At 74.4% G+C, this 15,175-nt stretch carries 3 protein-coding genes; all 3 read left to right on the forward strand.

The window, feature by feature from the left end:
* The first annotated feature begins 167 nt into the window (after positions 1-167).
* The 3 genes from ppk2 to ABZ172_RS25760 all read left to right on the forward strand — a co-directional run bounded on the left by ppk2 (position 168) and on the right by ABZ172_RS25760 (position 15,080).
* Complete coding sequence (gene ppk2, locus ABZ172_RS25750; protein ID WP_356886922.1) at positions 168-1,121, forward strand: polyphosphate kinase 2; 954 nt, start codon at positions 168-170, stop codon at positions 1,119-1,121.
* Positions 1,122-1,812: 691 nt separating this feature from the next.
* Complete coding sequence (locus tag ABZ172_RS25755; protein ID WP_356886924.1) at positions 1,813-5,802, forward strand: amino acid adenylation domain-containing protein; 3,990 nt, start codon at positions 1,813-1,815, stop codon at positions 5,800-5,802.
* Positions 5,799-15,080 (forward strand): amino acid adenylation domain-containing protein, encoded by a 9,282-nt coding sequence (locus ABZ172_RS25760; protein ID WP_356886926.1) that lies wholly within the window; start codon positions 5,799-5,801, stop codon positions 15,078-15,080. The genes ABZ172_RS25755 and ABZ172_RS25760 overlap by 4 nt, the downstream gene beginning before the upstream one ends.
* Positions 15,081-15,175 lie beyond the last annotated feature (95 nt).

Consider the following 15,175-nt stretch of genomic DNA (forward strand, 5'->3'; position numbering starts at 1 on the left):
ACCGGAAGACTCACGCTCACCCTCCGGCGCGGCTCGTGTGTCCGCCCGGCGGCGGCGCAAACCAGACGCGGGCTTCGGAACCACAGGCAGGCCGCGTCCGGCAGGCTGCGACAGATTCGCGCGTGAGGCAAAGCGTGCGCAAAGGGGACGGGGGTACTTCAGGGGACGTGGACGAGGAAGCCAAGCAGAATCTGCTCGAGGGGCTCAGCATCGACAGGAGCCGCCCGGAGAGACCCGTGCTGCTGGACGGCGCGGGTGACACGATCCAGACCTGGCGGGAGAACCATCCCTACACGCGCAGACTGCGGCGTGCCGAGTACGAGAGCAGCAAGCGCGTGCTGCAGATCGAACTGCTCAAGCTCCAACGGTGGGTGCAGGACTCGGGCGCGCGGGTCGTCGTCCTGTTCGAGGGTCGGGACGCGGCGGGCAAGGGCGGGACGATCCAGCGCTTCACGGAGCGTCTCAACCCCCGCGGCGCTCGGATCGTCGCTCTCGACAAGCCGTCGGACCGAGAGTCAGGACAGTGGTACTTCCAGCGGTACGTCCGCCATCTCCCCGCACGAGGGGAGATCGTCTTCTTCGACCGGTCCTGGTACAACCGGGCCGGCGTCGAGAAGGTGATGGGGTTCTGCACGGCCCGCGAGTGCGAGCTGTTCCTCCGCCAGTGCCCTCTCTTCGAGGAGATGCTCGTGGAGGACGGGATCATCCTGGTCAAGTTCTGGTTCTCGGTCTCACGCGCCGAACAGCGCACCCGCTTCGCGATCCGGCAGGTGGACCCGGTGCGGCGGTGGAAACTGTCCCCGACGGATGTAGCGTCTCTGGATCTGTGGGACGCGTACACCGACGCGAAGATAGCCATGTTCCGCGCCACCGACACCGCGGTGGCGCACTGGACGGTCGTGAAGAACAACGACAAGCGGCGCGGGCGGCTCGAGGCGATGCGCAGCCTGCTCGCACGGGTGGACTACGAGAACAAGGACGAGACCGCCGTCGGGCTACCCGACCCACTGATCGTCGGAGCAGCGGAAACCCTGCTGGAACCGGGCGAGGAGCCCGTCGTACTTTCCCCTACTCCCCTCACGGGCACCCACGACGCCCCGGGGAGCCACCCCTCACCGTGAGGCGCTTCGTCTCCGCCGAGCGCTCAGGCACACGAGCCGGCGTCGGTGCGGTGTCGCGCCCCATGGCGACGGGCCCTGCGAGAGGAAAAGCTGACGCCGCATCAGCCGTCGCCGGAAAACCCGCTGCGGACGGCGCCCGCACCCGAAGGGGCGCGGGCGCCGTCCGCCCGCCGCGAGGGGGCGGCCGCCCCCTGGGCGAGTGTGGCGTGGGTCACTGTTGACCATCCAATCGGGACCCATTTAATATCATCGGAAATCATCCGCCGCCGGGGCGGCCGGAGAAGAGGAATCTCCTCGGACGGCCCCTCCGCGAGCATCTGACACACTTTTATGGGGTTCCGGTAAGAAATGGCGTTGTCCAGGCGTTCACGCGAGTTCCCTCGTCGCCCGTGAGGACGTCGACCCGCGCCCCGGAGGGGCTGCCACACGGTGCACACGTCCGTTCAGCAGGAGAAACGGCCGTCCTGGGCAGCCCGGTGCCTCCGCTCCGGTTCCGTTCCGGTTCCGTTCCGGTTCCGCCCCGGAGTTTTCCGCTCTGCGCATTGTTTCGCTGTACACATTCCGGACTCCGGATTGAATCGTTCGAAATCGGCGAACTCGCGCGCACCCATGCGTGATTTCGCGACTGATTGATCCTCCGGTGACGCAGGATCCGATTCCCGGCGCGTTCTTTCTAGTGAGGGGCAACCCCGTGCCTTCCCCCCGAACCACCGTCACCCACCACTCCGGCGGCGAGAGCTCCCCCGCGCCCCTGTCACTGGCACAGGAGCGGCTGTGGGTCATGGCGCGCATGGACGGAGACGCCAGCGCCGCCTACAACGAGCCGATGCCCTTCGACATCCGGGGGCCGCTGGACCGGGACCTGCTCGTCCGGGCGCTGCACCTGCTGGCCGCGCGGCACGAGGCGCTGCGCACCCGTCTGGTGCCCTCCGGGGGCTCGGCGTTCCAGGTCGTGGATCCGCCGGACACCGGTTTCCCGGTGGTCGTGGAGGACCTGACGGGTCTGCCGGACGCGGCCGAGCGCTTCGCGCGGACACGGCGGGAGGTGGAGGGCACTCCGTTCCGCCTGGGCGAGGAACCCATGGTGCGCGGCTGCCTGGTGGCGCTCGAACCGGAGTACCACGTCCTGCTCCTGACGGCCCATCACATCATTTTCGACGGCTGGTCCCGCACCCTGCTGCTCAAGGAGCTGGGCCTGGTGTACGCCGCTCTCCAGGAGGGGCGGGACGCGTCGCTGCCGGAGCTGACGTGGCAGTACAGCGACTACACCCGCTGGCAGTGGGACTGGATGTCGGGTGAGGAACCCGAAGCGCACGCCGCCTACTGGTCCGGCGCGCTGGCCGGCGCCCCGGCCGTGCTCTCCCTGCCCACCGACCGGCCCCGTCCGCCCGAGCAGTCCTTCGACGGCGACCGGGTGCCGGTGACCGTGGACGAGGACCTGACACGGGCCCTGCGCGCCCTCGCCGCCGACAACGATGTCTCCCTGTACGCGACCGTGCTGACCGGCTGGACGGTGCTGCTGTCCCTCCTCTCCGGACAGGACGACATCGTTGTCGGGGCTCCCACGTCGAACCGCCGCCGCGGGGACGTCACCGGCCTGATCGGCTTCTTCGTCAACACGATCGCCCTGCGCACGGACCTGTCGGGCTCCCCCACGGTCAGCAACGCCCTGAAGCAGGTGAACCAGCGGATCCGCGACGCCCTCAAGCACGTCGACCTGCCGTTCGAGCGGGTCGTGGAGCTGGTCAACCCGCCGCGGAGCCCCGCCTACACGGCGCTGTTCCAGGCGATGTTCGCCTGGGTCCCCTCCATGAAGAAGGAGCTGGACCTCCCCGACCTGAACGTGGCGCTGCGAGAGGACGCCGCTCACGTCCCGGCCAAGTTCGACCTGGTCCTGGCGCTGGCCGACGAGGGCCCGGTGCTCAGCGGGGAGATCGACTACGCGGTGGCGCTGTTCGACCGGGCGACCGTCGAGCGGTACATACGCCAGTTCCTGCGCGTCCTGCGGCTGATGACCGAACGGCCCGAGGCCGCCACGGCCGACCTGACGCTGCTGGACGAGGACGAGCAGCGCGAGATCCTCGCCGCCTTCAGCGCCGGGCCCGCCGCGGCCGGGCCCGAACCGGCGGGCCTGCTGGAGCGGTTCGCGGGTCAGGTCCGCGAACGGCCGCACCAGCTCGCGGTGGTGGCGGGTGACACGGAGCTGGACTACGCGACGCTGGACCGGCGGTCCGGCCGGCTCGCCTCCGCGCTGCTCGCCCGCGGCGCGGGGCCGGACACCGTGGTGGGCCTGCACACCGGCCGCACGGCCGAACTCGTCGTGGGGGTGCTCGGCGTCCTCAAGGCGGGTGCGGCCTACCTGCCCCTGGACCCGGAGCAGCCCCCGGAGCGCCTCGCCGCCATGGTGGGCGACGCGGCACCGGTGCTGGTGCTGACCGACCGGGCGGACGCCGGGGGCGACGAACGGCCGCTGTGGAGGAACCTGGCGGAGACGGAGGCGGAGGGAACGCACGACGCGGTGCCGGACGTGGGTGCGGACCCGGCCCGGCTGGCCTACGTCATCTACACCTCCGGGTCGACCGGCCGCCCGAAGGGTGTGGCGGTGACGCACGGCAGTGTCGTCAACCTCTTCGACCACTGGCGCGACCTCATGGGAGAGGCCCCCGGCGAGGCGGCGTCGGCCTGGTCGAGCATCGGGTTCGACGCGTCGGTGCACGAGCTCCTCGTGCCGCTGACCACCGGAGCGGTGCTCCACCTGGTCCCCGACGAGCTCCGGGGCGATCCGGGAGCCCTGATGGACTGGCTGCGCGAGCACAAGGTGACCCAGGCGTTCCTGCCGCCGTCCTACGTCCTGTGGATCGACGAGGACCCGGCCGTGCGGCTGGCCGGGCTGAGCCTGCGCCAGCTCCTGACCGGGGTGGAGTCCCTGCCCGAGAGCGCCCTGCACCGGATGTGCGAGCTGCTGCCGGGCCTGCGCGTCTGCTTCGGCTACGGCCCCACCGAGGCGACGCTCTACTCCACGGCCTACACCGACCCGCAGCCGTACGAGCGGTCCTGCCCCATCGGCCGGCCGCTGCGCGGCACCCGCCTGTACCTGCTCGACGACCGCATGCGGCCGGTGCCGGTGGGTGTGCCCGGCGAGGTCTACCTCGGCGGGGCGAGCCTGGCCCGCGGCTATCTGAACCGGCCCGACCTCACCGACGAGCGTTTCGTGCCCGATCCGTTCGTCCCCGGCGAGCGCGTCTACCGCACCGGTGACACGGCGCGCTGGCTGCCCGACGGCAACGCCGAGTACGTCGGCCGCCGCGACGACCAGCTCAAGCTGCGCGGCTTCCGCATCGAACCGGGTGAGGTCGAGGCGGCGCTGCTGGCGGTGCCCGGCGTGCACGAGGCCGTGGTGCTGGCCGACCGCGAGACACCGGGCGGCCCGCACCTGGTCGCCGGCGTCGGATGCGACCCCGGTTCCCCGCGGACGGCGTACGAGTGGCGGGCCGCCCTCGGGGACCGCCTGCCGGACTACATGATCCCGGTGGTGGTCGCCGAGTTCCCGCGGCTGCCGCTCAACCGCAGCGGCAAGGTGGACCGGGCGGAGGTGCTGCGGGCGACGGTCCGGGCGCACGGCGGCCGGGTCAACACGGCCGCGCCCCGCGACCACGTCGAGATGGCGCTGTACCGGATCTGGCGCCAGGTGCTGCTGCATCCGGACGTCGGGATCGGTGACAACTTCTTCGAGCTCGGCGGCACGTCGATCTCGGCGATCAAGATGGCGTCGGCCGTCCAGGAGCAGCTCGGTGTGACCCTGCCGGTCCGGGAGGTGATGCTGCACCCCACCATCGAGGCGCTGGCCGCGCGGGTGCGCACCGTCGGGGCCGGGGCGGCGGCGTCCGCGGAGTCCGGCAGCCTGGTGGAGTTCCGGGCGGGCGACGGCGGGCGGCGCGTGGTGTGCGTGCACCCGGCCGGCGGGACCGCGTTCTGTTATCTGCCGCTGTCCACGGCGCTGCCCGAGGACGTGGGGGTGGTGGGACTCCAGGCGCCCGGCATCGACCCCGGCGAGTCCGTCCTGCCCGGTGTCGAGGCGATGGCCCGGGAGTACCTGCGGCTGGTCGCTCCCCGTCCGGACGAGGTCCTGGTGCTGTGCGGGCTGTCCTACGGCGGCCTGATCGCCTACGAGATGGGCCGCATCCTGGCGGCGGCCGGCCACGAGCGGGTCGGTGTGGTGCTGCTCGACACCCACGGCGCGCAGGACGCGGAGCAGCGCGCGGCGATCGAGCCGGTCGGCATGGAGGAGTTCCGGGACAAGCTGGTCCGGTTCAACGGCATGTACCCGGGCATCGACGACGACCAGGTGGCCCGGTATCTGAACGTGTACAACCACCACCGCGAGACGGCGCGCGACTACGTGGTGCCCGAGTCCCCGGCCCGGGTCGTGCTGGTGCAGGCGACGGCCGTGGAGGACGAGGACGCCGAGGGCGCGGCGGCCGGTATGCGCGCGTTCTGGCGGCAGCGCGTCAGCGGCCCGTTCGCCGTCGAGCCGGTGGCCTGCGGCCACTGGGACATGTTGGAGAGCGACGAACTGCCCCGGGTGGCGGCCGTGCTCGCCGCCGAGCTGGAGGGGCTGTCGACCGGCCCCGGCGCGACCGGGACGGCGCGCACGACTCTTTCTGGTACGTCGGAGGCATGATGGAACCGCACGTCGAAACGTCCCCCGCCGGTCCGGCGGAAGGCCGGGACCGGCCGGCCGGGATCGCTCTCGGGGTCCATCTGCGGGCCCTGCGCTCACCGGGGGCGGAGGCAGTCGTCGACGGTGACGTACGGCTGGACTACGCGACGCTGGACGCCGCCGCGGCCGCCGTCGCCGCGGAGCTGGCCCGGCAGGGTGTGACGGCCGGGCAGTCCGTCGCGGTGGCGCTGCCGCGTTCGTGGCGGCTGGTCTGCGTGATGCTGGGCGTTCTGCGGCTGGGGGCGCGTGTGGTGCCGCTGGACACGCAGAGTCCCGCCGAACGGCGTCTGTTCATGCTGCGGGACTCGGCGGCGGCCGCCCTGGTGCACGACGGTGCGGAGGGTTCCGGCGGTCTTCCGCCGGAGCTGACGGTGCTCGCCGTGGACACGCTGCTGCCCGGACTCCCCGACGCCGCGGCCCCCGCGCCCGAGCCGGCCGCCGCAGGCGCGGTGTCCTTCCTCTTCTACACCTCGGGGACGACCGGGCGCCCCAAGGGCGTGGAGGTCCGCGACGCCGGGATCGTGCGACTGGCCCGGCCCGGTTACATCCGGGCCGAGCCCGGCCTGCGCTACGCCTGGCTGGCGAATCCGGCCTTCGACGCGCTGAGCTTCGAGGTCTGGACCCCCTTGCTGACCGGCGGCTGCTGCGTGGTCCTGCGCGACGGTGACGTGCGGGTGCCCGAGCGGCTGGCCGAGGCGCTCCGGCGTGAGCGGGTGGACACCCTCTTCATCACGACGGCGCTGTTCAACGCGATGGTCACGGCCGTGCCGGACTGCTTCGCCGCGGCCGGGGAGGTCCTGGTGGGCGGGGAGCAGCTCAACCCCCGGGTGATCAGCCGCTGGTACCGGGACAACGCCGGCAGCGGCACCCGGCTGTTCAACGTCTACGGGCCGACGGAGTCGTCCACGTTCGCCCTGTTCCATCCGATCCCCCGGGACTTCGACGCCGACGTGGTGCCGATCGGCCGGCCCCTGCCGCAGACCGGCGCCGTCCTGGTCGTACCGGACGGGGAGCGGGTCGCCGCCGCCGGTGAGGTCGCCGAACTCCTGCTGAGCGGCGCCGGACTGGCGGCCGGGTACCGCAACCTCCCGGAGGAGACCGAGCGGCGTTTCGTGCGGCTCGCGTGGCTCGACGGGGGCGCGGAGCTCCACTACCGCACCGGTGACCTCGTCACCGCGGACGAGGACGGCCGGGTCGTGTACGTCGGGCGGGCCGACCGCCAGGTCAAGGTCCGCGGCTTCCGGATCGAGCCCGGGGAGGTGGAGCGGCACGTCGTCGCCCACCCGGCGGTCCGGCGGACCCATGTGTGCACGCGCCGCGCGGACCAGGACGGGCCGAACGAGCTGCTGGCGTTCGTCGTGCTGGAACGGGAGCTGTCCTACGAGGAGTTCGACAGCCATCTCGCGGACCGGCTGCCCGCCTACATGCGACCGCACCGGATCCATCTCGTGGAGGAGCTGCCGCTCAACGCCAACGGCAAGATCGACGAGGCCGCGCTGCTGCTGCGGGCCGGCCGGCCCTGGCGGCCGGCCGCGGCCGACGGCCCGGCGGCGACCGAGGCGGAGCGCGAGGTGCTGGATCTGGCCGAGGAGGTCCTGGGGGTCACCGGCCTCGGGCTCGGCGACCGGTGGATCGCCGCCGGCGGCGACTCGCTGAAGGCCCTGCGGTTCTGCTTCGCCGTCCGGAAGCGGTGGGGCCGCGACCTGCCGCAGGCGGTCGTCCTCCACGGCGATCTGGCCACGGCCGTCCGGGCCGTCCTGACGGGCGCGGACGAGGCGGACGCCTCGCCGCCCCCGGCGGTCTCCGGCGCCCGCACCGCGCCCGCGACGAGCGAGCAGCGGCGGCTGTGGCTGGTGCAGCGCCACACGCCGGACTCCCGGGCGTACTCCGTCCACCAGGCCTTCCGGGTGGACGGGGACGTGGACGTGGCCGCCCTCCGGGGGGCGCTGCGTTCCCTGGTGGAGCGGCACGCGGCGCTGCGGACGGGCTTCGTCCCCGGGGAGGGGGGCGTGCGGCAGACCGTCGGCGAACCGTTCGACCCCTGGTACGAGCCGGAGGTGCGGCGGACCTGGGACGAGGACGAGGCGCACGCCTTCGCCGACGCCTTCTTCGCCGAGCCCTTCGACCTCGCCGTCCCCCGTATGCTCCGGGCGTGCTGGCTGCCCCGGGACGGGGGCGGGACGCTGCTGCTGCACCTGCACCACATCGCCGTGGACGGCTGGTCCCTGAGCGTCCTGCTGCGGGACCTGTCCGCCGCCTACGCCGGGACCTCCCCGGGCACGGCCCCGGCTCCGACGCCCCTGGACCTGGCCGTCTGGCAGAGCGACCGGTTCGCGACCGCCGCCTACCGCACCCGGCGCGACGAGCTCCTCGGCCACTACCGCGGGCTGGAGGAGGCCCAGGAGCCGCTGCCCTCCCACGACGCGGGGCCCGCTCCGCGGGCGCGGCTGCTGCACACCTCGCTCGACGCGGCGCGGCTGGCCACCCTGGACCGGCTCGGCGCCGAGCTCGGGATGACCCGCTTCCAGGTGCTGCTGAGCGTGTTCTCCTGGAGCCTGTACGGCGCGACCGGCCTGGTGCGCCCGCGTATCGCGGCCCCGGTCGCCAACCGCGCGGCACGCGAGTTCGAGGACAGCGTCGGCATGATGGCGAACACCGTGCTGCTGCCCGTGGACGTGGTGCCCGGTGAGGATCTGCGCGCGCACCTCGTCCGTACGGCGGACGGCACCGGGCAGGTCCTGCGGCACCACGACGTGGCGCTCGCCGACGTGCTGACCGGCTGGGAGGCCGTCGGCGACGGCACCCCGTTCGACTTCCTGTTCGTCCTGGAGAACACCGACTTCGGGGCGCTGCGGCTGCCCGGCTGCGTCCAGCGTCCGCTGTGGTGGGCCGCGGCGGAGGCCAAGTGCCCCATGACGGTGTCCGTGCTCGAACACGCCGACGGGCTCGAGCTGTTGTGGGAGTACGCCGAGGACCGCTTCGCCGACGGGACGGTCGAGGCGATGACCGGGCTGTTCCGCGGCGGGGTGGACGCGCTGGCCTCGGGCGGCCGTCCGACCGCGCGGGAGCTGGTCGCACCGTACCGGCGGTCGCTGCCGGAGCACGGGCGCGGTCCGGTCCCGGAGGCGGGCTTCGCCACGATCGCCGAGGGCTTCGCACGGCAGGTCTCCCGGACCCCGGACTCCCCCGCCGTCCTCACGGCGGACGGGGCCACCCTCAGCTACGCGGCGCTCGACGCCCGCGCCGCGGCCCTCGCGGCGGAACTGGCCGCGCGCTACCCGGTCCCGACCGGCGGCGCCCCGTGCCGGGCCGCGCTGTACCTGGAGCCGTCCGCGGAGCACGTGGTGGCCCTGCTGGCGCTGGCGCGGCTGAACGTCACCGCGGTCCCGCTGGACCCCGCGTACCCGGTCGACGCGCTGCGCCGCGTCCTGGAGCAGGTCGACCCGCTGTGCGTCCTGGTCGCCCCGGACGGCGCGCCGGCGCTGGACGCGCTGCTGCCCGCCGGTGTGCCGCGCCATCCCGTCGCTCCGGCGGACCGGGCCCCGGAGGTTCCGGAGGGCGGGGACGCGGCGCGCGCGCACGACGGCGCCCGCCCGCTGTACACCCTGTTCACCTCCGGCTCCACCGGCGTGCCCAAGGGCGTGCAGATATCCGACCGCACGCTGTGCGACCTGATCCGGTGGCAGTCGGGCCCCGGCGGCCTGGCCGCACCGGCGGCCACCCAGCAGTTCTCGATGCTGGCGTTCGACGTGTCCTTCCAGGAGAGCTTCGGGACGCTGTGCACCGGCGGCACCCTCCAGCTCGTACGCCCCGACTGGCGCCAGGACGCCCCGGCGCTCCTGGAACGCCTGGAGTCCGCGGGCACCGAGCGGATCTTCATGCCCTACGTGGCCCTGCAACTGCTCGCCGAGTACGCGGTCCGCCTGGGCCGCTTCCCCTCCCGGCTGCGCGAGGTGGTCACCGCGGGCGAGCAGCTGGTGTGCACCGACAGCATCCGCCGCTGGTTCGCCGGGCTGCCCGGCGCCCGGCTGTTCAACCACTACGGTCCGACCGAGACGCACGTGGTCAGTGCGCTGTGCCTGGACGGGGACCCGGAGCGGTGGCCCGAACGGCCCGCCGTCGGACGCCCGGTGGCCGGTGCCGACCTGCGCGTGGTGGACGCCCAGGGCGATCCGGTCCCGCCCCGGTGCACCGGGGAGCTGCTGATCGGCGGCACCATGGCCACCCGCTGCTACCTCGACGAACCCGCACTGAACGAGGCCCGCTTCGTCGAGATCCCGGGTGCGGGCCTGTTCTACCGCAGCGGCGACCGGGCGTGGTTCGACGACGCGGGCCTGCTGCACCACGCGGGCCGCGACGACGAGCAGATCAAACTGAGCGGGCACCGGCTGGAGCTCGGCTCCGTCGAGGCGGCCCTGCTGCGCCATCCGGCGGTGGTCAACGCCGTCGTCGCACGCGACGGCGACCGGTTGACGGCCTGCCTGGAGGTCCGTGGCGCCGCCCCGACGGGCGACGAGCTGACCGCGCACCTGGCGTCGCTGCTGCCTTCCTGGGTCCGCGTGGACCGCTTCCGGAGGCTGGAGACGCTGCCGCGCACCGCCAGCGGCAAGCTGGACCGGCAGGCGGCGCTCCGGGCGCGGGGCGAGGAGCTGGGCCGCTCGGCGGTCGTGCGCACCGGGCTGTCGGCCGAGGAGGAGCGGCTCGCCGTCGCTTTCGAGGAGGTCACCGGGGCGGTGATCGGGCCGGACCAGACCTTCTTCGAGGCGGGCGCCTCCAGTCTCGCCCTCATGCGCTTCCACCTCCGCTGCACCACGGCGCTCGGTCTGCGCTTCGACGTGGCGGACCTGTTCGAGCACGTCACCGTGCGCTCGCTGGCCCGGCACCTCGCCGCGGACGGCTCCCCCGGCCAGGGGTCCGGCACCGCCGCCGCACCGGCCGGCAGGGACCCGGAGGCCCCGGAGCCCGGCGAACCGATCGCGGTCGTCGGGATGGCGGTGCGGGTGCCCGGCGCCCCGGACCTGGCGGCGTTCTGGGACCTGGTGGTCTCCGGCGGCACCGGCATCCGGCGCTTCGACGCCCCGGAGGGCGTCATCGGCGCGCACAGCACGCTCGACGGGATGCTCGACTTCGACCCGGGCCACTTCGGCATCAGCCCGCAGGAAGCCCGCCTGATGGACCCGCAGCAGCGCCATCTGCTGATGGCCGGCGTCCAGGCGCTGGCGCACGCCGGGATCGCGGACACCTCCGCCGCGCGCGTGGGCCTGGTCGCGGGTGCCGGGGAGAACACGTACTTCCAGTCCCTGCTGCGCGAGGCCGACGCCGGGCGGCTGCCGGACGGCTTCCAGCTCGCCCTGCACCACGAGAAGGACTTCCTGGCCACCAAGGCGGCCTATCACCTGGGTCTGACCGGTCCGGCCTTCAGCGTCCAGACGGCGTGCTCCAGTTCGCTGGTCGCCGTGCACCTCGCGGCCGGGCTGCTCCGGCAGGGCGAGGCCGACGTCATGCTCGCCGGAGGGGTGCTGATCGACCCGGGGCTGCGGGAGGGCTACCGCTACCGCCCGCAGCACATCTTCTCCGCGGACGGCGACTGCCGCCCCTTCAGCGACGACGCGACCGGGACGATCGGCGCGAGCGGCGTCGGCGTGGTGGTCCTCAAGCCGCTGCGCCGGGCACGCCTCGACGGCGACACCGTCTACGCGGTCGTCACCGGCTCCGCGATCAACAACGACGGTGCGGAAAAGATGAGTTACACCGCCCCGTCGCTGTCCGGGCAGCGCGAGGTGATCCGGACCGCCCTGGCACGCGCCGGACGCACGGGCGCCGACCTCGGCTACGTCGAGGCGCACGGCACCGGTACCCGGCTGGGCGATCCCATCGAAGTCAGCGCGCTGCGCCAGGCGTTCGACGTGAGCGAGTCCGGTCGCTGCGCGCTCGGCTCGGTCAAGAGCCAGATCGGCCACATGGGAGCGGCCGCGGGTGTGGTGGGCCTCGTGCGCGCCGTCCTCGCGGTGCACCACGACCGTGTCCCGCCGCACCTCAACTTCCGCGCCTTCAACCCGGAGATAGGCCCCGACCCCACTCCCTTCCACATCCCGGAGCGGGCCGTGCCCTGGCCCCGGGGACGGCGGCGCGTCGCCGCGGTGAGCAGCTTCGGGATCGGCGGCACCAACGCCCACGTGATCGTGGAGGAGGACACCGGGACCGGCACCGCGCCGGCCTCCGAGGTGTCGCGGTGCGTGGTGCTGTCCGCGTCCGGCCCGGAGGCGCTCGCCGCCGACGCCGCCCGCATCGCCGACCACCTCCGGCTGCGGCCCGAGCGGTACGAGGAGGTGCTGCGCCATCTGCAGACCGGGCGCACGGCCCGCCGCCTGCGGGCCGCCGCACCCGCCGCGGACGCCGCCGCCGCCGTGGACTGGCTGCGCGCGGTGGCCGCGGGCGAGGTCCCGTACGGCACCGCGGACCCGGACGCCCCTCCGGTGTCCGCCGCCGGCCGCGCGGCCGGTGAGCTCGCGGAGCTCTGGACCGCCGGCCGGCCGGTCGGCTGGGGCACGGGCCACGCCCCGGCGCCCTGGGACTTCCCGCCGCCGTCGTTCGCGTCGGCGGAGTACGACTTCGAGCGCGCGCCCGGGGCCGTGGCCGCGGCCCCCCGGCGGCTGCCCCGGGCCGACTGGCTGCACCAGCCGCACTGGGTCCGGCTGCGCCGCGCCGCCGTCGCGGACGCCACCGCCGGGCCGGACCGCGCGTCCGTCGTGGTCGTGGTGGCCTCCGGGAGCACACCGCGGGAGGCGCTCGAACCGTTCCGGAGCCTGGCGTCCCGGGTGGTGCGGGTGCACCCGTCCGGCGTCTTCGCCCGCAGGGGCCCCGACGCCTTCGACGCCGACCCGGCCGACGCCGCGTCCCTGGGCCTGCTGCTCGACGCGCTGTCCGGGGACGGTGACGGCGGGGCCGTGTCCCTCGGGGACGTGGAGTGGGTGCACGCGCTGCCCCTGGACGTGAAGGGGCCGGTCGGTCCCGCCACGCTCGAACGGGCCCGCCACGCCTGCCTGGACACCGCTGCGGCCCTGGCCGCGGCCCTGGCCGGGCGGACCGGATCCCCGCGGGTGTGGTGGCTGTCGTACGGTGCCCGGCCCGTGGACGGCACGGTGGAGAGGCCCGAACTGGCGCTCCTCGCCGGGCCGGTCGAGGTCGGCCCGCAGGAGGGCGCACTGGACGGCCACTGGCTGGACCTCCCCGACGGTGACCTCGCCCGGTGGGGCGGGCAGGTGGCCTCGGCCGTCGCCGCGGCACCCCGCGCCGGCGGACCCGGCGGCACGGTCCTGCCCCGGCAGCTCGCGCTGCGGCAGGGCTTCTGGTGGCGGCCGGGCACCACGCGGGTGCCGGCACCGGCAGGCTCGCGGCCCCTCGCGCCCTCCGGGAAGGACACCGTCCACCTGGTGCTGGGCGGCACGGGCGGTGTGGGCCGCGCCGTCGCCGCCTGGCTGCTCGGGCACACCGGCGGCCGGGTCCTGCTGCTGTCGAGGGACCCCCGGCTGCCCGTGGAACTGACCCGCTGGGCCGACCGCGTGGACCTGATCCCCGCCGATCTGGCCACCGCGCCCGTGCACGAGGTGGCGGCGTCCGTCGCCGCGCACGCCCCGCGCCTGGACTCGGTGGTCCACGCGGCCGGTCTCGGGCACGGGGCGCTGCTCGTCCGGCGCGACGCCGCCGCGGTGCGCGGCGCGGCCTCCGTACGGGAGAGGGGCGCACTCGTCGTGGAGCGCCTGATCGAGACCTTCCGTCCGGAGATCGCGGTCTACTGCTCCTCGATGTCCGGCCTGCTCGGCGGTGTCGGCCAGAGCGACTACGCGGCCGGCGCGAGCCTCCTCGACGGCTTCGCCCACCACCGGGCCGGGGAGGCGGACACGACCGTGCGGATGGCGGTCGACTGGGACATCTGGAGCGAGACCGGCATGGCGACCCGGGTGCCGAACCCGGACAGCCGCCACCGGGCCCACCTGGAGGTCGGTATGACGGTCGAGGAGGGCCAGGCCGTGCTCGCCGACGCGCTCGCCCTGCAACTGCCGCAGCTCCTCGTCTCCACGACCGGCATCGACGCCTCCCGGGTGTTCTACGCGGCCCCGGCCGGCGACCGGGCGGAGCCGCCCGCCGCGCGGTCCGTGCCCACGGACCGCACGGACGCCGCGGCGGGTGCTCCGGAACCGGACGGCGCCGCGGAGCGGGCCGCCGACCTGACCCGGACGATCCGGGAACTGCTGGGGGTGGACACCCTGGACCCGGACGCCTCGCTGTACGACCTCGGTGCCGACTCGCTGACCCTGATCACCCTGATCGCCCAGATCGAGGACGACCACGGCGTCGAGTTCGACCTGGCCTCGTTCAGCTACCGGGTCAGCCTGGCCGAGATCCTCAAACACGTCGAGGCCGCTCTCACCCCGGCCGGGCCCGCCGGAGCGGCGGACCCGACCGCCTCACCGGTCGTGCTCGACGTCTGGCAGGAGGGCACGGGCCCGGCGGTGCTGTGCCTGGTGCACCCCGTGGGCGGGGACATCCAGGCCTACCGGTCGCTCGTGCGGGCCCTCGGGCCCGGGGCGACCGTGTGCCTCATCGCCGATCCGGCGCTCCGCGACGCGACGGCGCCCGCGTGGTCGCTGGCCGAACGGGCCCGCCACTACGAGGCGGAGCTGCTGAAGCGCTTCGACGGCGCCCCCCACCGGCTCCACCTGGCCGGGTGGTCCTTCGGCGCCCGGGTGGCCATGGAGATGGCCGCGCTGGCCGAGGCGGCCGGGCGTCCGGTGGAGACGCTGCACCTGCTGGACCCACCGCCGCCGCGGGCGGACGGGCTGGTCGCCGCCTACGACGGGACCCACCTGGAGAAGCTGTTCGCCGCGGAGCTGGGCACCGGCGGCGCCACCGGCCCGGCCTCGGCGGATCACGCGCAGGCGTACGCCGAGCGGCTGGCCCGCTGCTGCCGGGCGAACCTGCACAGCCTGGGTGAGCACACGGTGCGGCCGCTGGTCTCCACCCCGACGTCCCTGTGGCTGGCCGAGCGGCCCGCCGCGGGGATGCCCGCGCCCGGCGATCCCCGGGAGACGGACCGTCAGTGGAGCGCCTGTCTGCCCCCCGGCGCCGTCCGGCGGTCCCTGCCCACCGACCACTACGGCATCGTCGCGGACCCCCATGTGCTCACCGTGGCCGGGACCATCGCGGCGGCCCTGACCGACCCGGAGCACGCCGGATGACCCCGCGCCCGCCCCGGTCCGCGGCGGCCGCCGGGCGCGGCGGCACCGCCCCCGGCCGTCCCGCCCTCGCCGAACCGCTCGAACGAGGCCTGTAA

Source organism: Streptomyces sp. NPDC006296, assembly GCF_040613235.1.
GTDB lineage: Bacteria > Actinomycetota > Actinomycetes > Streptomycetales > Streptomycetaceae > Streptomyces.